Source organism: Providencia zhijiangensis, assembly GCF_030315915.2.
Taxonomy (GTDB): domain Bacteria; phylum Pseudomonadota; class Gammaproteobacteria; order Enterobacterales; family Enterobacteriaceae; genus Providencia; species Providencia zhijiangensis.
This window is the reverse complement of sequence record NZ_CP135990.1, coordinates 1050854-1076169: the sequence shown is the minus strand read 5'-3', so window position 1 is coordinate 1076169 and position 25316 is coordinate 1050854. Positions and strand designations below refer to the sequence as shown.

Below are 25316 nucleotides of genomic sequence, written 5' to 3'. Positions count from 1 at the left end.
GGAAAATAATTATGGACAGCTGTGATATTGCTTTTGATGCCAAGCACATTTGGCATCCTTACACCTCAATGAGCCACCCTATTCCTGCCTACCCAATCGTTGCCGCAGAAGGTGCGGAGCTGATTATGGAAGGTGGTAGAAGGCTGGTGGATGGAATGTCATCATGGTGGGCAACCATTCATGGCTATAATCACCCGGTACTCAATCAAGCAGTCACCGACCAACTGGCGAAAATGTCCCACGTGATGTTCGGGGGCATTACCCATCCACCCGCCATTGCATTGTGCAAGCAACTGGTTGCCATCACCCCTGAGCCATTAGAGTGTGTTTTCCTTGCCGATTCAGGCTCCGTCGCCGTGGAAGTTTCCTTAAAAATGGCGCTGCAATACTGGCAAGCTCGTGGTGAAAAGCGCCAGCGAATTCTCACGTTACGTCATGGTTATCATGGGGATACTTTTGGTGCGATGGCGGTGTGTGATCCTGACAATTCCATGCACGGTTTATACAAAGGTTATTTGCCGCCTCATATTTTTGTCGACGCGCCTCAATGTGGTTTCCATGATGAATGGAATGAAAATGATCTTCAGCCACTCAAGCATCAACTTGCCGAAAACCATCAAGATATTGCTGCGATCATCCTCGAACCTATCGTACAAGGTGCGGGCGGAATGCGTTTCTATCATCCTAATTACCTTAAAGGCGTTCGTGAGCTTTGCGACCACTACGGATTACTGCTGATTGCGGATGAAATCGCCACAGGGTTTGGCCGTACCGGAAAGTTATTTGCTTGCCAGCATGCAGAAATTTCACCTGATATCATGTGCCTAGGAAAAGGTTTGACGGGGGGATATATGACGCTATCTGCCACCATTGCCACCCGCCATGTCGCGGAAACCATCAGTAATGGGGAAGCAGGCTGCTTTATGCACGGACCGACCTTTATGGGGAACCCATTGGCCTGCGCCGTTGCCAATGCCAGTTTGAAATTATTGCTAGAAAACCCATGGCAAGAAACTGTTGCCAACATTGAACAGCAACTGAGAACGGAGTTACTTCCCCTTGCCCGTTATTCAAGTGTGCAGGATATTCGGGTGTTAGGCACTATAGGTGTGATTGAGATGAAGCAGCCGGTCAATACGGCCGAATTGCAGAAAGTTTTTGTGGCTGAAGGGGTATGGGTACGCCCATTTGGTAAGCTTATTTATGTGATGCCGCCGTATATTATTACCCCAGAACAGCTAAGTAAAATAACTCAAGCAATGGAAAAAGTGCTCGCCGCTTAACGTAAAATGTCGCTGAGCTGTCCACTCAGCGACATTTGCTCAACCTTTAACGGAATGTCACCCACATACAGCCCGCAGAGGCTTTATAACTCGCTAATTCAGTCAATTTTCCAGTGATAGAATCAATCTCTGATACGGAAATATGATCGGATTTTTGTCCGCTCGATACCAAGAAACTCCCTGATGGGTCAATATTAAAACCACGAGGCTGCGCTTGCGTTGGGTAGCGTCCAACTAAACTTAACTCGCGCCCATTCTCAGACACTTGATAGTGAGCTAAGTAACTTTCTGAGCGTTCACTCGCATATAAATGACGACCATTTGGCGTGATATGAATATCCGCCGCCCAACGCTGGCTCTGATTCCCCTCAGGGTACAACGCGACATTCTGCATTTCACGGTAACGCGTAAATTTATAATAAACGTTGATCGTGGAATCTAGTTCATTCAAGCAGTAAATCACTTTTTCTTGAGGGTGTAGCGCTAAATGGCGAGGACCTGATTTCAATGCTGTCGTGATTTGATCCGCTGTGGCTTCAGTTAAATAGCCATTTTCTGTCAGATCAAACAGGCGAATATGATCTTCGCCTAAACATGGCACCCACAGCTGCTGATTATCAGCGTCCATATGGGATGAATGCGGATGGCGTAATCCTTCGATAACTTGAATTGGTGCCCCTGCAACGCCGTCACTGCCAATCGGTAATACCGTTAAATTGTGCTGGTGATAAGAAGGGACAAACAGGAATTTACCGCTATTATCCAGCGACAAATGCACGGGTTTTCCCGGCACGCTGGTCTGCGCTTTAAAACGTAATGTGCCTTGAGGTTCAATATCATAGGTCACAACACTCAGGTGAGGCCCGACCCCGATATACAGATGCTTTTTATCGTGGCTCACCACCATTGGCTGCACTTGCCCCGGTGTACTCACGGTTTGCAGCAGTGAGAGTTCACCCACTTGGTTCATCGCCCAAACGTGAATTTGTTGGGTTTCTGGGCTGGCAACATAAACAACCTGATCCATCCTGACTCCTTGATTGATAGTAAAATCATCGAATGAAATGATGGACTGACTATACCGAAAAAAAATCAAATTGCCGCTAAAAAACCAAATTACGGTTAAAAACCCAATCACCACTAAAAACCTACGCAGCACAGTTTAGTGTATAAACACTAATCAACTTCAGTTATCATAAAGCCCTAAAATGAATCCGAAAAAATCATATGGAGTCGTTTATGTCATACCGTGTTATTGCCCTTGATCTCGATGGAACGCTACTTGATCACCAGAAAAAAATTCTGCCCGAATCTTTAGAAGCCCTGAATGAAGCCCGTCGACAAGGGGTCAAAGTCATCATTGTGACAGGTCGCCACCATGTGGCCATTCATCCGTTTTATCAGACGCTTGACTTAGATACCCCCGCAATTTGCTGTAACGGTACCTATCTGTATGACTATTTAGGTAAAAAAGTCTTAGAGTCGAACCCAATGACGGTGGATTCCGCTGCTTTACTGATTGAAAAACTGCGCGGCTCTGATATTCAACATTTAATGTATGTTGATAATGCGATGCTATATCACACGAAAACTGAAGGTGTGACGCGGACATTAAATTGGGCGCAATCTTTACCTCAACACCAGCGTCCAAACTTCGAATTTATCGAAGACTTCGCTCATGCGCTCAATCAGTATGAATATATTTGGAAATTTGCAGTCACCTCCCCAGACCATCAACGCCTGCACGATGTTGTTCGTGAAATTGAGTCAGAATTAGACTTAGATTGCGAATGGTCGTGGGAAGATCAAGTGGATGTGGGTCGCAAAGGCAATAGCAAAGGCCAGCGCCTGAAAGAATGGGTCGAATCCCAAGGCATGAGCATGAATGATGTGGTTGCTTTCGGCGATAATTTCAATGATTTAAGTATGCTAACGACTGCGGGTCTAGGGGTTGCTATGGGTAACGCCGTTGATGAAATCAAGCAGCAAGCCAAGCTAGTCACTCGCGTTAATACCGAACCCGGTATCGCCGAAGTGATCCGCAAATATGTTTTGTAAGAAGTACTGTCGCATAGATAAATGCATAACTCGGAGCAAGGCTCTAAGTTATTCGCATTGCAGCTAGGCGACGAATTCACTCATCCCTAGGAGCATACACAAGTATGTGACTAGGGTGAGTTAATGAAGGCAACAACGCTGCGGTGTGAAGAACGACAATCCTTTAGAATGTTTTAGAAAGAGATGCCGACTTAACCTGCGCAAACACCTTCCGCCCCTTACGGATCGAAAGTTCATCCCTAGCCCAGCGCGTAATCCTCGCCCACAGATAGTGTTCATCACCCAAATCTAACTTCACATCCACTTGCTCGCCATCTTCTATCCACTCCACCACTTCCGCAGATAGAATATTTCGGATACTACTAACTTGCGGTTTTTCAAGCACTAAAGAGACATCAGACGCATCAATGCGTAACCGCAACGCACTGTTTTTATCTACATCGATGCGGGGGATCCACAATTTTTGATTGCCAACCATCACCGCCGTCATCTGATAATCTGGATGCTGGCTATGCACTTCCACACTCAGCACGCTACTCAAGGTTTCTTGCTGCAACCAAGGTCGCAGAGCACTACTTGCCCACACCTCTTCTAGGGGGCCAAATGCCTTCACTTTACCTTGCGCCATGACGATAACTTTATCAGCCAAACGCAGGATTTCATCGAGGCTATGACTGACATACAAAATTGGGATTTTAACGTCTTGGGAAAGCTTTTCTAAGTAAGGCAATAATTCACGCTTACGTGGGAGATCAAGGGAGGCTAATGGCTCGTCCATCAACAGAATTTCAGGCGCTGTTAATAATGCGCGCCCAATCGCCACTCGCTGTTTTTCCCCACCGGATAGGGTCATTGGGAAGCGATTTAGTAATTTTTCAATTCCCAACAATTCAACGATATCGTCGAATCGCTCTTTCATTTGCGGCGCCATACCGTAACGTAAATTACTTTTTACGCGGTAGTGAGGAAATAACCGAGCATCTTGGAAAACATAGCCAATATGGCGCTTTTCTGGGGGTAGACAGATGCCTTTTTCGATATCCACCAGCGTACGTCCATTTAGGACTATCCGCCCTTTATTTGGCTTAGTTAATCCGCCTATCACATTGATTAGTGATGTTTTTCCCGCACCGGATAATCCAAAAACTGCCGTGATGCTTTCCGTGGGTAACTGGGTATTCACTTCCATTTGTAAATCACCCAATTTTTGCGCAAAATTTAGTTCTAACATACTAGGCTACCCCCAGACGCTTCTTGCCCCAACGGGTGAGCCATTCTGAAATTAATAACGAAATTAATGCTAAGACAATCGCAATAATACACAGACGCGCCGCATCAGTTTCTGCTCCCGGCGTTTCTATCAATGTATACATAGCGAGTGGGATTGTCTGAGTTTCCCCTGGAATATTAGACACAAACGTAATGGTTGCCCCAAATTCGCCAAGAGAACGTGCAAACGCTAAAACCGTACCGACGATAATTCCCGGCAACGATAATGGAATGGTGATCGTGAAAAAAACTCTTAATGGGCTTGCACCAAGGGTTCGTGCGGCTTGTTCCAGCTTTTTATCTACGGCTTCTAGCGCTAAGCGTATCGCTCTCACCATTAATGGAAATGCAACCACCGCCGATGCTAATGCGGCTCCTCGCCAACTGAATGTAAAACTGAAACCAAACCAGTCATACAGCCATTCGCCAATGAACCCTCGCTTTCCCATACTAACGAGTAGCAAATACCCCACTACCACTGGTGGCAGCACCAGTGGTAAGTGGATAATACTGTCGAGCAATGTTTTGCCAGGAAAATGGCAGCGGACTAATACCCAAGCCATCAAAATACCAAACGGTAAGCTAAATAGCACCGCCACGCTGGAAACTTTTAAACTGAGGTAAATCGCTTCCCATTCATAAGGACTTAACATCTGCAACGATATGATCTCTTAATTATTTTTGATTTGGAGTGAAGCCGTAACGCTTGAATATTTCTGAAGCCGCAGGGGTTTTCAGGTATTCATAGTAATCACGGGTCGCTTTATTATCCTGATCTTTCACAATTCCCATTGGATATTCAACAGGTTTATGAGTGTCAGCAGGGAAAATACCCACTACTTTTACTTTTTGGCTTGCAACAGCATCAGAGCCGTACACAATACCTAATGGTGCTTCTTGGCGCTCAACGAGTGCCATACCGCTACGTACGTTGTTAGTACGCGCTAATAATGGGTCAACCGTTTCCCAAGCCCCTAAATAGGTCAATGCTTCTTTTGCATAAATCCCAACAGGAACGTGATCAGGGTCGCCAACTGCTAAGCGGCCGCCATCTAACAGTTTTTTCCAATCGGTCTGTTTGTTAATTTCCACTTTATCGATTTTTGAATCTTTCGGTGCAATCAGCACTAACTCGTTACCTAATAAAGTATAACGGGTGTCTTTAACCATCAGATTTTTATCAATCGCAAAGTCCATCCACTGCTGATCAGCAGAGATAAACATATTTGCCGGTGCACCTTGCTCAATCTGGCGAGCCAGCGTTGAAGAAGAAGCATAAGAAGCCACCACTTCAACATTCGTTTCTTTCTTATATTGCTCTGAAATTTCATTCAGTGCGTTAGTCAGTGACGCTGCTGCAAACACGGTAATTTTTTCAGCCGCGAAGCTATTACCCACCATAGTCAGTGTTAACGTGGCACCCGCAACCAGAGATATCAAACCTTTTTTCATGTTAATCCACCATTGTATTATTTAACACGCTATATATATCAAGATACAGCGTTAACTTAAAGTCAAACAATGCATAAAGGTGTGCTAGCTCAATAATTGATGAATTTACGAACTCATAACAATAATATCGACAGGAGGATAGACAACATTAGTGTTTCTATTGCCTATCCTATAGTGATGATTAAACTACTTAACGAAAGATTGACATTGCTGGTCATCAATCTCGAGAGATTCAGCAACTGAGCCTTTTATGTAAAAATCTAAATACATCGCTTTAGGTTTCGCCATACCAAACTTATTCATAAACAGGTCACAGTACCTTTCAATCTGTTGATGCTTAATTTCATTGTCAAATTTTTGATGGAATGCCGCTTTTGTCATGTTATCAACTTGATATGACATACGAATAACATTGGCTTGCTTTTCAGCCCCAGTTACACTTAACCAATCATTTATTTTTATCGGGCTTTGCTTGTTTAAGACATCGACAAAAATATCAGTAGATTTATCAACATCGGCACGGATTTCACATAATTTTTTCCAAAACATAGCATTGAAATTGTTTTCCCCTGCTATTTCCCATTTACTGCTTGTTTCGGGATAAGGAATGTCTGGCTTGCCAGTGGCGTATTGATTAGCGAAAAAACCAATTGGCCGTTCTGTGTATTTATTGGGTTTTCGGCAATCAAAAACATGAGTCGCTCTCATCGACTTCATTTTAACGCCACGGAATTCTTCTTCCTTTTTAAATGATGTAACGATATCGATTTGAACAAGATCAGGATTACCTTGGTAGTAATGGGAATCTGGTTTAGCCATATACAAATGGCTCGATTTAGTTTCAAGCCACTTTACATATCCTTCGGGCAATTCAGAAGATTGAGTATCAGGTTGCGTTGGGGATTTACTGATATTTTGGCAACCCATGACAGCAAAACAGGCCAACGAAAAGATAATCAATTTAATATTCATTTGATTAGCCCTGCTTCTCGTAGATCTTTCTGATCGAGTTTACCTTGAACCGTACAAAACAAAGTCACAGTTTTATCGCGACCTTCTTCAACGATAAATAATTTTTCAGCAGACTCTTCATCTGGTGCAATGCTTGATGCAGGAGAATTATTTTTTAACCATTTATCCGATACTGAATTACGATACATCGCATTATATACGTAAGCACCATCCGCAACTTTAACGAGGTCTATTTTTTTAGACAATGCTTTAATTACATCATTAAAAGGCTGAGTTGTTTCAAATCCCCAATAATAGTATTCACCAGAAGGCGCACTAGGAGAAACATCCTTATATTTGTTAAAATTCGTGTAATTAACCGCAAATTGTTCGAAAACTAAATTATCTTCTTTCAGTTCGATAGGTTTTATAAAATCCTGACCATCAACTATTTTTTGCTGGTAAAATTCATCAATAATAGGATTTAATTTATTGTTTTTACTAGCATCTTTAAAGAATTCCGCATTACACTGCGATAAAGACTCTATTAGAGTTGAAGCATTCGCTATATTAATACCAAATATAAATAATAATTGAATAAAAACAGCCATAACTAATTTCATAGTAAACCATCCTTTTAAATAATACGTACAGAATTAATGTAATATGAATTATCAATTTAATAATTTAGCGTCTTAATGCGCATAGCTATGTATATCGAATTAGGTAGGATAATTACAGCGGAAATAAATTTATAATTGATAATTTTTGATGCGCTTCCCATAACCGTAGCTCCGCTAGCATAACGGACTATTTTTTAGGGGATAAAAATGACTTGCCCCCCGACTATGGAATAGCCAGAGGGCAATAATTAGCACGAAAATAAACCTTTAAAAGGTTATTTTCTTTCTTCATGATGGTGATGCGGGACGTGCGCTTTAGACAATAGGTTAAAGAATGAACCTAAGCCATAGATCAGACCCATGATCATTACCATTACAACCGGAACCATTAACAGGGCAAAGCCCAAACTTTTGATAAGTTCTAACATCTAAGCCTCTTCAGTGATACTGTGCTCACCAGCATTCTGATACGCTGACGAGGGAAAAATCGATACAATGAAAATAATAACGCACAATAGCATTATATTGCATACTATTTTAGACAAATTATTATACTAGCAAGATACGAAACGTGCTTTTTGCCTTTGCCGCCACAATCCTAGCAGGGAGATCTTAACAATGCAGGCCGAAATCTTACTTACATTGAAGCTACAGGGAAGTTTATTTGCCGACCCTCGCCGAATTGCTTTACTAAAGCAAATAAAAGCGACAGGATCAATTAGCCAAGGTGCTAAACTTGCAGGGATCAGCTATAAAAGTGCGTGGGATGCCATCAATGAAATGAACCAACTCACTGATGACATTCTGTTGGATAGATCAACCGGAGGCAAAGGTGGTGGCGGAACCACGCTCACCCAATATGGGGAAAGATTAATCCAGCTCTATGATTTACTGGGGCAAATTCAACAAAAAGCTTTTGATGTGCTCAAAGATGATAGCCTTCCTCTTGATAGCCTGCTCGCTGCAATTTCTCGCTTTTCATTACAAACCAGTGCCCGCAACCAGTTTTTCGGCACTCTGATTGCACGAGATCACAACCATGTTTTACAGCACGTTCAAGTGAAACTGGCCGACAAGAAAACCGTCATTAACGCCGCACTCACCGAATCTAGCGCTAACCGCCTTGGCTTAGTTGAAGGAAAAGAAGTCCTCGCCCTGATTAAAGCGCCGTGGGTCAAACTGACCAAGAAACCAAGCGAAACCCATTTTGATAATCAACTCTCAGGCACCGTTTCAACCCTCGAAAGAGGCCCTGAAAACAGCGAAATCCTTGTCACTTTAGCGGGTGGAGAAACACTCTGCTCCACCTTATCAAATCAAGAAGTTGATGCGTTAAAGCTGGCGATTAACGATCCAATTACAGCGCTATTTAATGCTGATCAAGTGATTATCGCTACACTTTGCTAGATTTTTAGGGGTTAATGCCCCTAATATTGTCCCTGATTCACTATTTTTTAGCTTCCTCTCATGTCGACTTATTGACTTTACTTGTAAACCTGATTATTTGTGATAGCAGGCAGGTCAATGATAAGGAAGCTAAATGAGCTCGATAACAATACAAAATGGGTGCTTTAAACTGAGCGAAACCCAAACGCTCGATATTCCTCATCTCGAAATTCATTCGGGTGAAAGCTGGGCTTTTATTGGTGCCAATGGTAGCGGAAAGTCATCGCTAGCACGCGTACTCTCTGGGGAGTTGCAATCCCTTTCCGGTATCACCCAAAGCGGCCTCAAATCCCCTATTCGCCTCTCTTTTGAGCAGCTACAAAAAATCATCGCAGAAGAGTGGCAACGTAATAACACCGACTTACTCAGTGACGATGAAGAAGATACTGGCTTTACTGCCGCGGAGATTATTCAACTTCATCATAAAGATAATGAATTGTGCTTAGAGCTTGCGGCTAGATTTGGTATCAGCGATTTGCTATCACGTCGCTTTAAATACCTGTCTACGGGGGAAACTCGCAAAGTCCTACTGTGCCAAACGTTGATGGGTTCTCCAGACTTACTGATCCTCGATGAACCCTTTGATGGCTTAGATATTTATTCACGAAGCAACCTTAGCGAACTGCTCTTTAGCCTGCATGATAAAGGACTCACTGTCGTATTGGTGCTCAACCGCTTTGATGAGATCCCCGATTTTGTTGAGCACATTGGTGTTGTCGCTGACTGTAAACTCACTCTAAGTGGCGAGAGAGAGTCAGTGCTTGCTAACACGCTGATCCACCAGCTACAGCACAGCGAAAAAATCAAGCAACTTACTATTCCTGAACAAGAAGACCCAACTCTTGAAGATACGCTTGATAAAGAGACACCACGTATTGTTTTAAATAATGGCGTCGTTAGCTACAACGATAAACCCATTTTGCATGGGCTAAGCTGGCAAGTTAATCCCGGAGAACACTGGCAGATCATTGGTGAAAATGGTGCAGGTAAATCCACGCTATTAAGCCTGATCACTGGTGACCATCCTCAAGGTTATAGTAATGATTTAACCTTGTTTGGACACCGTCGCGGCAGTGGAGAAACGATTTGGGATATTAAGCGCCATATTGGCTATGTCAGTAACAGTATTCATCAAGAATATCGTGTGGCAACCAGTGTACTCAACGTCATTATTTCCGGTTTCCATGACTCCATTGGTCTGTATCAAACACCTTCAGACCGCCAAGTTCAATTAGCTTATGAATGGCTAGCACTACTTGGATTTGCGCCACAAACGGCTCAACAACCATTTCATAGCTTATCGTGGGGTCAACAGCGATTAATTCTGATTGCTCGCGCTTTGGTTAAACACCCTACCATGCTTATTTTGGATGAACCTCTTCAAGGGCTTGATGGGCTAAATCGCCTGCTGGTTCTGCGTTTTATCGATATTATGCTTAGCCGAGGAAATACTCAGCTATTGTTTGTTTCACATCACCAAGAAGATGCTCCATCGTGCATTACCCATCGACTGAAATTTGTTCCTGATGGGGATAAATACCACTACGATATTGAAGTCGTATCAGAACTATAACTCCGTTATCTTGCTGGTAAGTATTTACTTACCAGCATCATTTATTACCGCTTATCAAATTCCCCAATAAATTAATCCAGCACATATTATTATTGAATTTTTCACTTGCTGTATCGATTCACTTAGGGTTAAATCTATGCCATACCTTCTGATTTACTGAGTCAGTGACACGGTGCTAAAACACCTAATAAACTAAATCGTTTCGCCTAACCTTAAGTTAAATTAAAATCACTAATCCCTAGATATTATTGATTTTTTTGGCTTAAAACTGAGAAAACGTCATGTTGTCACTAGCGTTCGGGGCGACTATCCCTATAATGTAGGTCAGCAATAATTCATTTCTAATTTGAATGTACTGATAGGAGTTTTAGCTATGGCTGTAACTAAACTGGTTTTAGTAAGACACGGTGAGAGTGAGTGGAACAAAGAAAACCGCTTCACCGGTTGGACTGATGTAGAACTGTCAGAAAAAGGTCGTGAAGAAGCCAAAAATGCAGGTCAACTGCTGAAAAAAGAAGGCTTTGTTTTTGATTTCGCTTATACCTCCGTTCTAAAACGTGCTATCCACACCTTATGGAACATTCTGGATCAAGTTGAACAGCAATGGCTGCCAGTTGAAAAAAGCTGGAAACTAAACGAGCGTCACTACGGTGCACTGCAAGGTTTAGATAAATCAGAAACTGCTGCAAAATACGGTGATGAGCAAGTAAAACTGTGGCGTCGCGGTTTTGCTATCACTCCACCAGACCTGACTAAAGATGATGAGCGTTTCCCTGGTCATGACCCACGTTACGCAAACTTGAAACCATCTGAACTGCCAGTCACTGAAAGCTTAGCAACCACTATCGACCGTGTTGTTCCTTACTGGGAAGAAGTGATTAAACCACGTGTTGAAAAAGGCGAGAAAGTGATCATCGCAGCTCACGGTAACTCACTGCGTGCACTGGTTAAATACTTGGACAACATGGGTGAAGAAGAGATTCTGAACCTGAACATCCCAACAGCAGTGCCACTGGTTTATGAGTTCGATGAGAACATGAAACCAATCAAACGCTACTATCTGGGTAACCAAGATGAAATCGCAGCAAAACAAGCCGCGGTTGCAAACCAAGGTAAAGCGAAGTAATTACTAACTTTTCTTTATGCCTATTGAGGGTTAAGCCAATGGCTTAGCCCTTTTTTATTGGCATTTTTCTTTATTTTTCGAGTTTGATTATAAAATCCATCACCTCGGAGTGTCGAAAATACCGATAACCGACTATCATAGGGAAAAATTCACTGAAAGGTTGATAAATCAAGAAAATGAATAAGTTTAATCTTTATGTCTGGGTGGGGTTAATCCTCAGCGCCAGTATTTTAGGTGCGCTACTGTATATGTTACAAACGGGGGAAATGACCCTTGAAGGACCTGCGGGGAGTGCAAACCCTGAGCTGATGAAAACATTGATGATTATTGCGTGTGTCAGCTTCCCACTGCAAATCGTCAGTATGATGGTACTCAATTATAAACCTACATTCGCCATTGTTCTTGCCGTGATCAGCAGCGTCGCACTCATGCCAATTACTATTGTATTTGCGATGGGGATGGTCTTTTCTGCCATTCGCTGGCGTTACCACCCACTCACGCCATTTGATACCACCATCAATGTCCCTTTCGACGTCAGTATCCCGATGAATAAACGCAGCAATACAATGATGGTATTCCCAATTGCGATTTTAGGTATTGTATTGATTATATTAAGCCAAAGCCTAGGTATGTTTTTATTCGTACTGGCCGTTTTCTTAGGTTTCTTTGGTAAAAAAGCCAGCACCAGTACCTACTTAGCAATTAAAGATGCGCATTTTTATATTCGCCCGAATATCTTTGCTTATTGCTACCGTATTCCACTCAAAGATGTGTTCTACGTAAAAAGTGAAAAAGGAAAATTATTTTTCATAGCCAAAGTGGATGGTTCAGATATTCAGCTCTCTGCTAATCCTGCAAATATGGCACCTGAAGATCAGGCAAGCATTGAAAAATTATTAAATCGAGTGCAGAAATAATCACAAAAAAAGCCAGTTCCTAAATTAACGAACTGGCTTTTTTCAGATTTTAAACGCGTTTTTTATTAATTACTTTTGGCGACGAGCAATCACTGCATCGGATAATTGACGTAAAACTTTTTCGGTATCATCCCAGCCAATACACGCGTCAGTTACGCTCTTGCCATACACTAGAGGTTCGCCAGATTCTAAATTCTGGTTACCTTCAACTAAGTGGCTTTCGATCATCACGCCCGTGATTGAGCGATCACCATTACTCAGCTGTGCACTGACATCCGTTGCAACTTCCATCTGTTTTTCAAATTTCTTGCTGCTGTTAGCATGGCTAAAGTCGATCATAATGCTTGGGATAAGCCCTGCATTCGTCAGTCCTTCACGCACTTCTTTAACATGTTCAGCACTGTAATTTGGCGTTTTACCACCACGCAAAATAATATGGCAGTCAGGGTTTCCGCTCGTATTCACAATAGCAGAGTGCCCCCATTTAGTGACCGATAAGAAACTGTGCGCCGAGCGTGCTGAGTTAATCGCATCAATCGCAATTTTAATCGTGCCATCAGTTCCGTTTTTAAACCCTACAGGGCAAGATAAGCCGGAAGCTAATTCACGGTGAATTTGCGATTCAGTCGTACGCGCACCAATGGCACCCCAACTCATTAAGTCGGCCACATATTGTGGGCTGATCACATCAAGGAATTCACCTGCCGTTGGTAAACCTTGGTCATTGATTGTTAACAGCAATTCACGCGCAATACGTAAGCCTTCGTTAATATCAAAGCTGTGATCCATATGAGGATCGTTAATTAACCCTTTCCAACCGACGGTAGTACGCGGTTTTTCAAAATAAACTCGCATCACTATTTCTAAAGAACCGTTTAGCTCTTCGCGTAATTTTTTCAAGCGCTCGGCATACTCTAAAGCCGCTTTTGTATCGTGAATCGAACAAGGGCCAATAACAACCACAAGACGGTCATCTTTCCCTACTAGGATATTATGAATAGCATGACGAGCTTCATGAACGGTAAACGCCGCTTTATCGGTTGCTGGAAATTTTTCAAGCAGTGCAATAGGGGGTAATAATTCTTTTATTTGTTTTACTCTGACGTCATCGTTCTGATAGTTCATACTGGTATATCCAATGTTTATTATTTTTCCTAAAGTTGAGTTACATACCTTTTTGAGTCTCAATAGCTAACAATTAACTTAAAATGCGACAGGTATCGAAATTTCAATCTAACTGTTCCCCAGCCATCTGTAAACAGCCAAAATGGCGAGATAATCACTCATTATTCCGCTTCCAATTATAAAATGAGGTGAAACTGTGATATCTAGCACAATAGCTAAACAGTTGAGGGATAATACAGAGTAAAAATATAAAGAAACGGCTAAATAACGATGATGTTACTTTAGCCGTTTTTTGCATTTTTTCCTATTGAGTAACTGACTCAACAAGAGGCTTAGTCACGAGATAACGCCGTTGAGCCATTTTCTTTCGCGGATTTGATCCACAACCGAGAACCATTCAATGCAATGCCAAGCAGAATTAAATATTCCAGTGACATTGCATACACGCCTTGGATAAAGAAAATCACAATGCTAATAACGTTAATCACCACCCAAAGTAGCCAGTTTTCGACATACTTGCGGGTCATTAAAATCATCGCAACCACAGATAACACCGTCATCGTGGAATCCCAGAATGGGAAAGCATCTGGGTCTATTGTTGGTAAGGTTAAATTAGCACCAAAGAGGTTTAATAATTCAACAGCCCAAGTCGCAAGGCGTCCAAATACCGCATCAATATTAAAGGTGAGGAAAATGATAGCTAACACAGAGATGACTAGCGTTGTTAACGCTTTAGGAAGGCTTAGCCAGCGGATTTTCAACTCGGCTTCTTGAGAGTTTGATACTCGACTCCAAGCATACCAACCATAAATATTGGCACCAAAGAAAAACACCTGTAAAAGCAAATTAGCATATAACTGAATTTGAAAGAAAATCACTGCGAATAAGGTCACGTTAATCAGACCAAATAAGTAGTTAATGGTTTTTTCGAAGCTTGCCAATAAAATACACAATAAACCCGCGATCGTCCCTACGGCTTCAATATAAGACAGATCATACACAGAACCCCATACAGGGATCTGCACTAACGTATTTGCGGTGCTAAAAAACTCCATTTTTAAATCCTATTTATCATTCATAGTTAAAATAGCATTGCTCATCAATATCACACGGTTAACTTATTTGAAATTAAACCGCGTATTCTTGGTTGTTATTTTAGACTTTCTGCAAACTTTAACATTTTATCCAATGGTAATAGGGCTTTTTCACGCAACTGTGCATCTACATGTATTTGATGCTCGATACCATTGCCTTCTAAGGCCTCTGTAATTGCCTGTAAGCCATTCATCGCCATCCAAGGACAATGAGCACAAGTACGGCATGTGGCCCCCTCACCTGCCGTTGGAGCGATATACAGTGACTTATCTGGACATGCTTGCTGCATTTTATAAAAAATGCCCTTATCAGTCGCCACTATCATGGATGGATTCGGTAATGTTTGTGCAGCTTTAATTAATTGGCTCGTGGAACCAACCGCATCCGCCAAATCAACAACAGCTTGGGGTGACTCAGGGTGAACCAGTACCGCCGCATCTGGGTACATGGCTTTCATTTTCTCTAATGATTGGGTCTTAAATTCATCGTGAACGATACAGGCCCCTTGCCAGCACAGAATATCCGCGCCGGTTTGTTGTTGAACATAGCGTCCTAAGTGCTTATCCGGCGCCCAAATGATCTTTTCTCCGAGACTGTCTAAGTGCTCAATCAGCTCTACTGCAATACTGGAGGTCACCACCCAGTCTGCACGGGCTTTTACCGCTGCGGAGGTATTCGCATAAACCACCACCGTTCTATCTGGGTGAGCATCACAAAAGCGGGTAAATTCTTCATCTGGACAGCCAATATCCAACGAGCATTGTGCGTCGAGTGTTGGCATCAAGACATTTTTTTCTGGGCTTAGGATTTTGGCTGTTTCCCCCATAAATCGTACGCCAGCAACAACCAGGGTTGATGCATCATGCCGAGCGCCAAAGCGCGCCATTTCAAGAGAATCAGCAACACAGCCGCCAGTTTCTTCCGCTAATGCTTGTATTTCAGGATCGGTATAGTAATGCGCGACAATCACCGCATTTTTTTCGACCAATAATTGTTTAATGCGCTCACGGTAAAACGCTTTCTGATCGGTATTTAACGGTGCTGGTTTAGGAGGAAAAGGATAAACAGCATGGTCAAAATCGATAAACTCGCTCATTTCTCGCCTCTGTTTAGCAGAAAGTTATTTTATGCTTAAAAATATTCATAAAACCCCTAATTCTGCATATTTTTGTTTTATATACTAAACACGATACGCTTATTTGGCTAAGATGTCTCCAACCTTTTCATCAATGAGCGAATGATTTTACCGTAGCGCCCTTTTTCACGATTTGTTTTTCGCTTTTCTCTTCATTTGTCGGTATCTTAGCGGCTTCTGTTAACTCCAATAGGTTAGTTATGGAATCACCTGCAACGCTATTAAATAAAATAATTTCTATTTCATTACTCGAACCTAGAATTGAAGCCGTCATACTGACGGGCTCTAGAGGACGAGAATTAGACATCGATGGCTATTCAGACATTGATATTGAACTTATTGGTCATGGTGTGACTGCACTTTTCAATGATAAGCAATGGGTTAGCCTTATTGCCAATCCATTAATCGCATTACATTTAGAAAATGGTGGTGAAAATGAGCCAGAAAATCCCACCTGTTTAGTGATTTATGAAGAAGGACGCAAAGTTGATTTTACATTTGCAGAACCTTCTCGATTACTCAAAATGCAGCAACAAGGGTTAGATAGTACTTACTCACGTGGTTTTATGGTGCTATTAGATAAAACTGGGATCACAGATGCACTACCGTCACCCAACCCTAGCGTATTAAAGCCCGCGCCGTTGAGTGGGCATCAGTTTAATGAGCTGATTACGGATTTTTGGTTTGAGGCTCACCAAGTGGCAATTGCATTAACGCGTAATGAGCTATGGAGCGCTTGGTCAAGAAGTACTGACATGAAACGTTTCTTTCTCAGCTTACTTGAGCAAACTGTTGCTCATGGAAATACACAACACGATGTTTGGTATAACGGTAAACATTACCAACAATGGATGCCAGAGCATGTTATTCAAGCTACTGAAACGATTTTTGACTGCGGTACTGCGCAAAAAGCTGCATTATCTCTACATTGCTTGATGGGTCATTTTATGGAAGCGATGACTGAGGCCATTGAACTGTTTGGTTATCAAGATAACCGTGCGGTGGGTTTAAAAGTGCAAGAAATCGTTATCGGGATCTTAAAGGATAATGGGTTAATTCCTGAAAATCTGGAATAAATGGTATTAGGCTGGCGAGGGAATGCTAGTTTTTTGGGATTTTCTAAGGGTACAGAAAGAGATAGTCGTGCAGGATCACTCGGGCTTTGCCCTCGCCCTTCGGGTCGTTGCGGCAAGCGCAACGCTGTCTCGCTTCGCTCGGCTCAAACCTGAACGCAGCCTCTCACTCGCACTCAATGTACAATATGCAAATGACAGAGTTGTTTGTGATTGGGGAGTTTTCTTGAGATGGTGGGTCGTGCAGGATTTCAGTTCTTCGAACTGACACTTCGTGTTGAACCTGCAACCATCTTGTCGAGGTATGATTCAATCACTGGAGTTTTACTTGAGATGGTGGGTCGTGCAGGATTCGAACCTGCGACCAATTGATTAAAAGTCAACTGCTCTACCAACTGAGCTAACGACCCATCTGAAATACTTGAATTGTTTACTACTTTTAGATGGTGGGTCGTGCAGGATTCGAACCTGCGACCAATTGATTAAAAGTCAACTGCTCTACCAACTGAGCTAACGACCCATCTAATTTTTGATTTTCTGTACTAATATAATGTCGAGAACGTACAGGATTCTTCGACCTTTGGTCTCACCCTACGGGCTGAACCTGCAACCATCTTATTAACAGTTAACAATTCTACCAACTGAGCTAATGGCCCATCTGAACTGCTTGAACTATTTACTGCTTTTAGATGGTGGGTCGTGCAGGATTCGAACCTGCGACCAATTGATTAAAAGTCAACTGCTCTACCAACTGAGCTAACGACCCATCTAAATGTTTTTAGAATCAATGTTTAATCGATTCTTGCTGATATGGCTCGGATTTATCAACCCGCGCTTTCTCGTATCAACGGCGGCTTATATTACTGATTTCTGACGAGGGTGCAATGCTTTTTTTTAAAAAAAAGATTAAGTGCACACTAAACATACGGATAACCCCGAAATATTCGGCTACATCGCTTCGGGGTTATCAATTACAGTGTACTGAGCTTCTTCTCTGCAAGTTTTGCACCAGAACTATTTGGGTATTGTTGTAATACCTGCTGGTAAACAGCCTTCGCTTTATCTTTCTGTCCCTTATCTTGCATGATCAAGCCCACTTTAAATAAGGCTTCACTGCTTTTTTGAGACTTCGGATACTGCTTAACTACAGTCGCAAAGTAGAATGCGGCGTCATCCTTGCTACCTTTGTTGTAGTTTAACTGTCCTAGCCAATAGTTGGCATTCGATTGATATCCAGATTTTGGATATGCTTTGATAAACCCTTGCAATGCACCAATCGCTTCGTCAATCTGTGCTTTGGACTTACTTTCCATCGCCAGTTTAACAGCTGCATTGTAATCATCTTTTTCATTACCGCCAGAGCTTGCAGCTGGCGTATCTGAAGAAGATGATTGCGCATTTGATGCACTAGTATCAGTTGCATCTGAAGAGCTTGAAGAATCACCACCACTCGCTTTGTCTAATTGCATATACAAATCTTTTTGGCGCTCAACAACCTGATTCAATTTGTATTCACTTTCTTGAATCTGTCCACGTAACATATCAATATCACGTTGGTTATCGGCTAATTGCTGCTGGATTTGATAAATCATTTGACCTTGAGAGCTAACAGCTGTCTCAAGTTGAGTGAGGCGGTCTGCGGAAGAACCCGATCCGACATTGTTGATTGGCGCTTGGGCAATAGCGGCCCAAGGGGCCGCTACGCCAACCAATAACGACAGACCAACTAGTAATTGTCTGAAGTTACTGTTCATAATAGATAATTTCGCTTATCTATTAGTATGCAATGACTGCACGACGGTTTTTCGCGTAGTCTGCTTCAGTGTGACCTAACACAGCTGGTTTTTCTTTACCGTAAGAAACCAGTGAAACTTGGTCACCTGAAACGCCTTTGCTTTGCAGATACATTTTAACTGCGTTAGCACGACGCTCGCCCAGTGCGATGTTGTATTCTGGAGTACCGCGCTCATCCGCATGGCCTTCAACAACAACACGTACAGATGGGTTGCTACGCAGGAATGCTGCGTGTGCATCTAACATTTCAGCGTACTCTGGAGATACGTTGTATTTATCGAAACCAAAGTAAACAGTGTTGTTCTGTTGCAGTTGTTCCATTTGCTGACGTGCCAGCTCTTCCGCAGACAGACCAGTGTTAGTTTGATTCATAGAAGAATCGTCACCAGTTTGGTCGTTGTTTTTGTTAGAGCTACAAGCTGCGACTGCCATGATTGGTAATGCGATCATCAGCCCTTTAAGCACTTTATTCAGTTGCATCGTTTTGATCCTTAATATTTTTGCCACACATTATTATTATGCATCACAGATACGGCGACCAGGCAGGGAATTTAACCTGTCCATCGGTTGCCGGAAGACGCGCTTTGAAACGCCCGTCGGTCGAAACTAGCTGCAATATAGTCCCCAAGCCTTGAGAGGAGCTATAAATTACCATAGTGCCGTTAGGTGCGATACTCGGCGTTTCATCTAGAAACGTTGACGTTAAATATTCAACGTTACCCGTTGCCAGATCCTGTTTGGCGATATGCTGCTGACCGCCCCCGGAGCTGACCATCACTAAGAAAGTTCCATCCGGGCTTACATCAGCATCCTGATTTTGCGATCCTTCATAGGAAACACGCACAGGACTACCACCATTAATATTCATTTTATAAATCTGCGGACGTCCTGCCTGATCTGAGGTATAAACTAAAGTTTGGCTATCCGGCATCCAGCTTGGTTCAGTATTGTTACTACGACCATCTGTTACTTGACGAATTTGACCACTACCTAAGTCCATCACATATAAATTCAGGCTGCCTGTCTTAGACAGAGCAAAAGCTAGTTTAGTCCCATCTGGTGAGAATGCAGGTGCCCCATTATGACGTGGGAATGATGCAACCTGACGAACGGCACCACTTGATAGAGTCTGGATAACTAGCGCAGAACTACCACTTTCAAACGTTACGTACGCAATCTTTTGGCCATCTGGTGACCAAGCTGGCGACATTAAAGGTTCTGGTGAACGGTGAACCGTAAATTGGTTAAAACCGTCATAGTCAGAAACTCGTAATTCAAACGGATATTGACCGCCATTGGTCTTCACCACGTAAGCAATACGCGTACGGAAAGCACCACGGATACCAGTCAATTTCTCAAATACTTCATCACTTGCAGTATGCGCCGCATAGCGTAACCAATCTTTGGTCACTTTAAATTGGTTTTGCGCTAAAACTGCACCTGGGTTAGCGGCAACATCCACTAACTGATAGCTAACAACAAAGCTACCATCAGCTGCTGGTTGAACTTGACCAACAACAACCGCGTTAATACCTAACGCAGTCCAAGCCTCTGGCGTCACTTCTGAAGCCGTGCCTGGTTGCTGAGGCATGCGACTTGGTTCAATAGGGTTAAATTTACCGCTATTGCGTAAATCAGCACCAACAATTCCGCCCACTTCTTGTGGTGGTGCACCTGCACCTGCCCATTTAAATGGGACAACGCCGATTGGCTGAGCTGAGTTAACACCTTCAGTAATCTCAATACGGATCTCTGCCTGAGCAACAGTAGCCCATAGCATTAAGAACCCGAGAACTATTTTAAACGCATGCTTCATCCTAATCTCCCTTACTGCGATATTCACCACCGCAATAATTCGCTGAATTTTAACAAAGGTATACTAACAAAACTAGATAGCACACAAACTATTTATTACATTGCCTCAAAACTTACAATACAGACTGCTCTGAGTTATTGAAAATCAAGGCTTAAATACCAATGTGCTACCCGATTTATTAAACGTATCATAGACCTCTCTGCTAGGTGGTTTTGGCATAGTCGCAAGTTTTGCTGCTCTCATTGCCGCCTCACATAACGCAGGATCATTTGCTGGATTATTTTTCGGTGAAATATTCACCAACAATCCATCTGGTGCTAACTTCAATTGCAATTCACAAGTACGTCCACGATAACTTTCTGAATCATAGAATTTACTTTGAACTGCAGCCTTAATTTTACCGGCATAGCTATCAACATCAGCATTTGATGCGCCTGATTTTTTACCACCACCGCTACCCGCAGCCGTTTGTCCACCTTGCTTGCTTGGTCCTGATGCAGTTAAATCACCCAGCAAATCATCAACCGATGATGCACTTTTCGCAGCTTCAGCTTTGGCTTTCGCAGCTTTTGCTTTCGCTTCTTTGTCCGCTTTTTCTTTAGCTTCTTTATCTGCCTTAGCTTTAGCTTCTTTTTCAGCTTTTGCTTTAGCATCAGCATCCGCTTTGGCTTTAGCTTCTTTGTCTGCTTTAGCTTTAGCGTCCGCTTCCGCTTTTTCTTTAGCTTCTTTTTCTGCCTTAGCCTTAGCAGCTTCAGCTTCTTTCTTAGCTTGTGCGTCAGCTTTTTCTTTCGCTGCCGCTTGTTCTTTCACGAGTTTTTCTTTTTCAGCTTTAGCTTGAGCAGCGGCTTCTTCCGCTATTTTTTGCTCTTCCTTCGCTTTTTTAGCTGCGTCTAAGGCTTGCTTTTTCTGCTCTTCAGCTTGTTTCTGCTGTTGTTCCGTTTCTCGCTGAGTTTGAATCCGTTCTTCTTCAAGTTTTTGCAGACGTTTTTGTTCCTGCTCTTGCTTTTCTCTTAGCTCAGCATCTTGTTTTTGTTGCTGTTCTTTACGCTCTTTAGCTGCTTGCTGGGAACTTTTTTGCTGCTGTTGAGATTGATTATATTGCTCAACAACTGCACCAGGGTCGACCATAACTGCATCAATGACAGTCCCCTCTTCCCCACCGCCGCCAAGTTGGACGACAGTCACTAAAGAGCCTATAACAATTAAAGCGATCAGTAAGATGTGCAATCCAATTGACATCATTAATGAGCGCTTCAAGTCATCCTGTTTCTCTTTTGTCTTTCCCACTCTGGTTTCCAAAAAAAGAATCGATTCTTTTCAATTATATCTGCGCCACTCTCAAAGTGGCATCAGCAAATTAAAGAGGTTGAGTCATCAAACCAACAGATTTGATCCCGGCACTGTGTAACATATTCAGCGCCTTAATGACTTCGTCATAAGGAACTTCTTTCGCACCACCAATTAGGAAAATCGTTTTCGGATTTTTTTCTAACTGTTCTTTTGCGACCGCTGAAATTTGTTCAGGTGGCAGTAATTCCATGCGCTCACCATCGACCAATAAATTATATTGATCAACACCCGCCACTTCTAAAATGACGGGGGGATTATCACTGGATGAGACGGTTTGGGTATCTGTTGCATCCGGCAAGTCAACTTCCACGCTCTGAGAGATAATGGGTGCCGTTGCCATGAAAATCAGCAAAAGCACCAACAATACATCCAGTAATGGAACAATGTTGATTTCGGATTTTAGCTCACGTCTGCGTCTACTATTGCGCGCCATTCGCTTTTCTCCCTCGTCTTATTTCTTATCAGCCGAGAATGCTTGACGATGCAAGATAGCGAGGAATTCTTCCATAAAGTTATCGTAGCTTTGCTCAAGTTTATTCACACGTAAGTTTAAACGGTTGTATGCCATAACAGCTGGGATTGCCGCGAATAGACCGATTGCTGTTGCAATCAGAGCTTCCGCAATACCCGGAGCAACCATTTGTAGTGTTGCTTGTTTTACCGCACCCAGTGCGATAAATGCGTGCATGATCCCCCAAACGGTACCAAACAGACCGATATAAGGACTAATTGACCCTACGGTACCTAAAAATGGGATATGCGATTCAACGGATTCCAACTCACGGTTCATGGAAATGCGCATAGCACGAGATGCACCAGTCACAACTGCATCTGGCGCATGAATATTTGCTTGATGTAAGCGAACAAATTCTTTGAAGCCAGAGTAAAAAATTTGCTCAGCGCCACCTAATGCATCACGACGAGCTTGGCTTTCTTTATATAAGCGGGACAGCTCGATACCTGACCAGAATTTATCTTCAAATGCTTCCGCTTCGCGCGTGGCGGCATTTAAAACTTTCGTTCTCTGGATAATAATCGCCCACGATGCAATAGAAAAACCGATCAAAACGAACATAATCAGCTGAACCAATAGGCTCGCTTTTAGGAATAAATCCAAGATATTCATGTCAGTCACTGCTTAAACTCCGCGACAATAGACTTAGGAAGCGCTTTCGGCTTCATTTTAGATGTGTCCACACAAGCAATTAGGGCTGTTGCCCCACAAAGCAAGTTACCTTGCAAATCAACTAACCTTTGCTGAAAGAGTAAAGAAGCGCGTTTTATTTCAACGACTTCCGTTTCTACTTCCAGCAGGTCATCTAACCGAGCCCCCTTAATAAAGTCGATGGTCATACTACGGACGACAAAACCAAGGCTCTCAGCGAGTAAACTTTGTTGGTTAATACCTTTATTCCGCAACATTTCCGTTCTTGCCCGCTCAAAAAAAGCCAGATAACGTGCATGATATACAACTCCGCCCGCATCTGTATCTTCATAATACACGCGAACAGGCCAGCGAAATAACATAAAAAAACCACTCCGTCTTAGGTTAAATTAATTAACGGTGTCACTATACGCAAGACAGTGCCGCTTTGGAATCACTTTGCAGGTAAAGATATCAAAAATAATTGCGGGTCGCATGACCCACAATCTGAATTTAGATTAACTAAAGACTTTTACAAGTCCCCAGATAAGAATGATGGCTGCAGGTAATGGGTGGAACAGCACTCGCCACGTCAATTTGTTGGGTAGGAAACCCACTCCAAAAATGATGGCGCTGCAAGTTGCCCATATCATGAGAAGACCTTGCCAGATTGGAAATGCACTGGTATTGGCTGCAAACAGGGAAGGATCCCACATTACTGCACCAGCGGTTACTAAAGCTAATATAAGGATAAGGGCCCTTATCGGGCCCTTTCCTAATAGCTGATAGGATTTATCCATCAGCATACTATTTACTCACCATCTTTAGCTGTTTTAGCTTCTTTTGCACTTTCAGAGTGCTCAAGGGCTAATGCTGCAATCACTGCAAAACTACAAGCTAACAGAGTGCCGAGGATCCAGGCGAAATACCACATATGTTATGCTCCTTAATACAGTGAATGCTTGTTGCTTTCGATGAAGTTTTTGTCCAAACGACCAAACATTTTGTAGTAACACCACGCGGTGTAGCACAGGATGATTGGAACAAAAATGATAGCAACAACAGTCATAACTTGCAGAGTGAACAGGCTAGATGTCGCATCCCACATGGTCAAACTTGCATTTGGCATGATGCTTGAAGGCATGACGAATGGGAACATTGCAACACCACATGTCAAGATAATGCACGCGATAGTCAATGAGGAGAACAGGAACGCCCAACCATTTTTATCTGCTTTAGTTGCAATCATCGTTAACAGAGGTAATGCCAGACCCAGGCCAGGTAAAGCCCACAGGATTGGATACGTATTAAAGTTAGTTAACCATGCACCAGAAACAACTTCTACAGTTTTGTTCAGTGGGTTAGACGGGCTTAATGTATCAATCGTTGAAGTCACAACATAACCATCGATACCCATCACTAACCATACGCCAGCACCAGCAAAAGCAGCTAAAGTGATAAACGCACAGATGTAAGTTGCTTTACGGGTACGTAAGTGCAGTTCGCCCGTTGTACGCATTTGCAGATAAGTTGCACCTTGGGTAACAATCATCATTAAACCGACAACACCAGCTAACAGACCGTATGGGTTCAGCAGACCAAACAGGTTACCTGTATAAGTCAGATACTGTTGGTTATCGATTTGCAGTGGAACACCCAGTAACAGGTTACCAAACGCAACACCGATAACTAACGGAGGCACGAAACCACCGATGAACAGACCCCAGTCCCACATGCTACGCCATTTTGGGTTCTCCAGTTTAGAACGGTAGTCGAAACCAACCGGACGGAAGAACAATGCAGCTAATACCAAAATCATAGCAACATAGAAGCCAGAGAATGAAGCAGCATAAACCTGAGGCCATGCAGCGAACATTGCACCACCCGCTGTGATTAACCAAACTTGGTTACCATCCCAGTGCGGTGCTACTGAGTTAATCATAACGCGGCGTTCAGTATCTGTTTTACCTAAGATAGGTAATAAGAAGCCTACGCCCATGTCAAAGCCATCCGTGACGGCAAATCCAATCAGCAGTACGCCGATAAGGATCCACCACACAAATCGAAGAACTTCATAATCAAACAT

General features: G+C 42.8%; 27 protein-coding genes, 3 tRNA genes and 1 other RNA gene. 7 read left to right on the top strand and 24 right to left on the bottom strand.

Annotated features, from left to right (window positions below; genetic code table 11):
- Positions 1 to 11: 11 nt before the first annotated feature.
- Entirely contained in the window at positions 12 to 1283 is a 1272-nt protein-coding gene (gene bioA, locus QS795_RS04845) for an adenosylmethionine--8-amino-7-oxononanoate transaminase (RefSeq protein WP_286270185.1), read from the top strand.
- A 46-nt stretch (positions 1284 to 1329) separates the two neighbouring features.
- Here bioA and pgl read toward each other — a convergent pair whose 3' ends face one another.
- A complete protein-coding gene (gene pgl / locus QS795_RS04840) occupies positions 1330 to 2310 on the bottom strand; it encodes a 6-phosphogluconolactonase (RefSeq protein ID WP_286270183.1) in 981 nt (326 codons plus the stop codon).
- A 212-nt stretch (positions 2311 to 2522) separates the two neighbouring features.
- Here pgl and QS795_RS04835 point away from each other — a divergent pair, with 212 nt between their 5' ends.
- Entirely contained in the window at positions 2523 to 3341 is an 819-nt protein-coding gene (locus QS795_RS04835; protein ID WP_286270181.1) for a pyridoxal phosphatase, read from the top strand.
- A gap of 163 nt (positions 3342 to 3504) precedes the next feature.
- Here QS795_RS04835 and modC read toward each other — a convergent pair whose 3' ends face one another.
- The 6 genes from modC to QS795_RS04805 form a co-directional block, all read right to left on the bottom strand.
- Positions 3505 to 4572 (bottom strand): molybdenum ABC transporter ATP-binding protein ModC, encoded by a 1068-nt coding sequence (gene modC, locus QS795_RS04830; RefSeq protein WP_286270179.1) that lies wholly within the window; start codon positions 4570 to 4572, stop codon positions 3505 to 3507.
- Between the two features lies 1 nt (position 4573).
- Positions 4574 to 5263 carry a molybdate ABC transporter permease subunit gene (gene modB / locus QS795_RS04825; protein ID WP_036950542.1) on the bottom strand — a complete coding sequence of 230 codons (690 nt, stop codon included), beginning with the start codon at positions 5261 to 5263 and terminating at the stop codon, positions 4574 to 4576.
- A gap of 22 nt (positions 5264 to 5285) precedes the next feature.
- Complete coding sequence (gene modA, locus QS795_RS04820; RefSeq protein ID WP_418055370.1) at positions 5286 to 6062, bottom strand: molybdate ABC transporter substrate-binding protein; 777 nt, start codon at positions 6060 to 6062, stop codon at positions 5286 to 5288.
- A 186-nt stretch (positions 6063 to 6248) separates the two neighbouring features.
- On the bottom strand, positions 6249 to 7034 hold the full coding sequence (locus tag QS795_RS04815) for a surface-adhesin E family protein (RefSeq protein ID WP_318626971.1): 786 nt from the start codon (positions 7032 to 7034) through the stop codon (positions 6249 to 6251).
- Positions 7031 to 7636 carry a hypothetical protein gene (locus QS795_RS04810; RefSeq protein WP_318626970.1) on the bottom strand — a complete coding sequence of 202 codons (606 nt, stop codon included), beginning with the start codon at positions 7634 to 7636 and terminating at the stop codon, positions 7031 to 7033. The genes QS795_RS04815 and QS795_RS04810 overlap by 4 nt, the downstream gene beginning before the upstream one ends.
- Positions 7637 to 7911: 275 nt before the next feature.
- On the bottom strand, positions 7912 to 8064 hold the full coding sequence (locus tag QS795_RS04805) for an AcrZ family multidrug efflux pump-associated protein (RefSeq protein ID WP_154604654.1): 153 nt from the start codon (positions 8062 to 8064) through the stop codon (positions 7912 to 7914).
- Between the two features lie 190 nt (positions 8065 to 8254).
- Here QS795_RS04805 and modE point away from each other — a divergent pair, with 190 nt between their 5' ends.
- From modE to QS795_RS04785, 4 genes are all read left to right on the top strand, one after another.
- Positions 8255 to 9043, top strand: coding sequence for a molybdenum-dependent transcriptional regulator (gene modE / locus QS795_RS04800; RefSeq protein WP_154604653.1), 789 nt, complete (start codon positions 8255 to 8257; stop codon positions 9041 to 9043).
- Between the two features lie 133 nt (positions 9044 to 9176).
- Positions 9177 to 10655: a molybdate ABC transporter ATP-binding protein ModF gene (gene modF / locus QS795_RS04795; RefSeq protein WP_286270173.1), complete on the top strand. Its 1479-nt coding sequence runs from the start codon at positions 9177 to 9179 to the stop codon at positions 10653 to 10655.
- 373 nt (positions 10656 to 11028) lie between these two features.
- Complete coding sequence (gene gpmA, locus QS795_RS04790) at positions 11029 to 11781, top strand: 2,3-diphosphoglycerate-dependent phosphoglycerate mutase (RefSeq protein WP_036950561.1); 753 nt, start codon at positions 11029 to 11031, stop codon at positions 11779 to 11781.
- A 176-nt stretch (positions 11782 to 11957) separates the two neighbouring features.
- Positions 11958 to 12698: a hypothetical protein gene (locus tag QS795_RS04785; protein WP_286270170.1), complete on the top strand. Its 741-nt coding sequence runs from the start codon at positions 11958 to 11960 to the stop codon at positions 12696 to 12698.
- Positions 12699 to 12767: 69 nt separating this feature from the next.
- On the opposite strand, the gene aroG is transcribed toward QS795_RS04785, so the two are convergent.
- The 3 genes from aroG to nadA all read right to left on the bottom strand — a co-directional run bounded on the left by aroG (position 12768) and on the right by nadA (position 16014).
- Positions 12768 to 13823, bottom strand: a complete 1056-nt coding sequence (gene aroG / locus QS795_RS04780) for a 3-deoxy-7-phosphoheptulonate synthase AroG (RefSeq protein ID WP_286270169.1) — start codon at positions 13821 to 13823, stop codon at positions 12768 to 12770.
- A gap of 332 nt (positions 13824 to 14155) precedes the next feature.
- The gene (gene pnuC, locus QS795_RS04775; RefSeq protein WP_154604649.1) at positions 14156 to 14878 is read right to left on the bottom strand and encodes a nicotinamide riboside transporter PnuC; all 723 of its coding nucleotides are present in this window, start codon (positions 14876 to 14878) and stop codon (positions 14156 to 14158) included.
- A gap of 95 nt (positions 14879 to 14973) precedes the next feature.
- Complete coding sequence (gene nadA / locus QS795_RS04770; protein WP_154604648.1) at positions 14974 to 16014, bottom strand: quinolinate synthase NadA; 1041 nt, start codon at positions 16012 to 16014, stop codon at positions 14974 to 14976.
- A 239-nt stretch (positions 16015 to 16253) separates the two neighbouring features.
- On the opposite strand from nadA, the gene QS795_RS04765 reads away from it, so the two are divergent.
- Positions 16254 to 17129 (top strand): aminoglycoside 6-adenylyltransferase, encoded by an 876-nt coding sequence (locus QS795_RS04765; RefSeq protein ID WP_286270166.1) that lies wholly within the window; start codon positions 16254 to 16256, stop codon positions 17127 to 17129.
- A gap of 58 nt (positions 17130 to 17187) precedes the next feature.
- On the opposite strand, the gene QS795_RS04760 is transcribed toward QS795_RS04765, so the two are convergent.
- From QS795_RS04760 to cydB, 14 genes are all read right to left on the bottom strand, one after another.
- A non-coding RNA gene (locus tag QS795_RS04760) (RtT sRNA) lies at positions 17188 to 17316 on the bottom strand.
- Positions 17317 to 17460: 144 nt separating this feature from the next.
- Positions 17461 to 17536 (bottom strand) — tRNA-Lys (locus QS795_RS04755).
- Between the two features lie 34 nt (positions 17537 to 17570).
- Positions 17571 to 17646 (bottom strand) — tRNA-Lys (locus QS795_RS04750).
- 170 nt (positions 17647 to 17816) lie between these two features.
- Positions 17817 to 17892, bottom strand: a tRNA-Lys gene (locus QS795_RS04745).
- Between the two features lie 205 nt (positions 17893 to 18097).
- On the bottom strand, positions 18098 to 18880 hold the full coding sequence (gene cpoB, locus QS795_RS04740; RefSeq protein WP_154600186.1) for a cell division protein CpoB: 783 nt from the start codon (positions 18878 to 18880) through the stop codon (positions 18098 to 18100).
- A gap of 22 nt (positions 18881 to 18902) precedes the next feature.
- A complete protein-coding gene (gene pal / locus QS795_RS04735) occupies positions 18903 to 19400 on the bottom strand; it encodes a peptidoglycan-associated lipoprotein Pal (RefSeq protein WP_006660438.1) in 498 nt (165 codons plus the stop codon).
- Positions 19401 to 19443: 43 nt separating this feature from the next.
- A complete protein-coding gene (gene tolB, locus QS795_RS04730; RefSeq protein WP_036947763.1) occupies positions 19444 to 20736 on the bottom strand; it encodes a Tol-Pal system beta propeller repeat protein TolB in 1293 nt (430 codons plus the stop codon).
- Between the two features lie 144 nt (positions 20737 to 20880).
- Entirely contained in the window at positions 20881 to 22023 is a 1143-nt protein-coding gene (gene tolA, locus QS795_RS04725; protein ID WP_318626966.1) for a cell envelope integrity protein TolA, read from the bottom strand.
- A 70-nt stretch (positions 22024 to 22093) separates the two neighbouring features.
- Positions 22094 to 22519, bottom strand: a complete 426-nt coding sequence (gene tolR, locus QS795_RS04720) for a colicin uptake protein TolR (protein ID WP_154604646.1) — start codon at positions 22517 to 22519, stop codon at positions 22094 to 22096.
- An 18-nt stretch (positions 22520 to 22537) separates the two neighbouring features.
- Entirely contained in the window at positions 22538 to 23221 is a 684-nt protein-coding gene (gene tolQ / locus QS795_RS04715) for a Tol-Pal system protein TolQ (protein ID WP_036947783.1), read from the bottom strand.
- On the bottom strand, positions 23218 to 23613 hold the full coding sequence (ybgC, locus tag QS795_RS04710; RefSeq protein ID WP_318626964.1) for a tol-pal system-associated acyl-CoA thioesterase: 396 nt from the start codon (positions 23611 to 23613) through the stop codon (positions 23218 to 23220). The genes tolQ and ybgC overlap by 4 nt, the downstream gene beginning before the upstream one ends.
- Positions 23614 to 23748: 135 nt before the next feature.
- Positions 23749 to 24036 (bottom strand): cyd operon protein YbgE, encoded by a 288-nt coding sequence (ybgE, locus tag QS795_RS04705; RefSeq protein ID WP_132494279.1) that lies wholly within the window; start codon positions 24034 to 24036, stop codon positions 23749 to 23751.
- Positions 24037 to 24041: 5 nt separating this feature from the next.
- The gene (gene cydX / locus QS795_RS04700; protein WP_006660445.1) at positions 24042 to 24164 is read right to left on the bottom strand and encodes a cytochrome bd-I oxidase subunit CydX; all 123 of its coding nucleotides are present in this window, start codon (positions 24162 to 24164) and stop codon (positions 24042 to 24044) included.
- Positions 24165 to 24176: 12 nt separating this feature from the next.
- Positions 24177 to 25316 (bottom strand): cytochrome d ubiquinol oxidase subunit II, encoded by a 1140-nt coding sequence (cydB, locus tag QS795_RS04695; RefSeq protein WP_154604645.1) that lies wholly within the window; start codon positions 25314 to 25316, stop codon positions 24177 to 24179.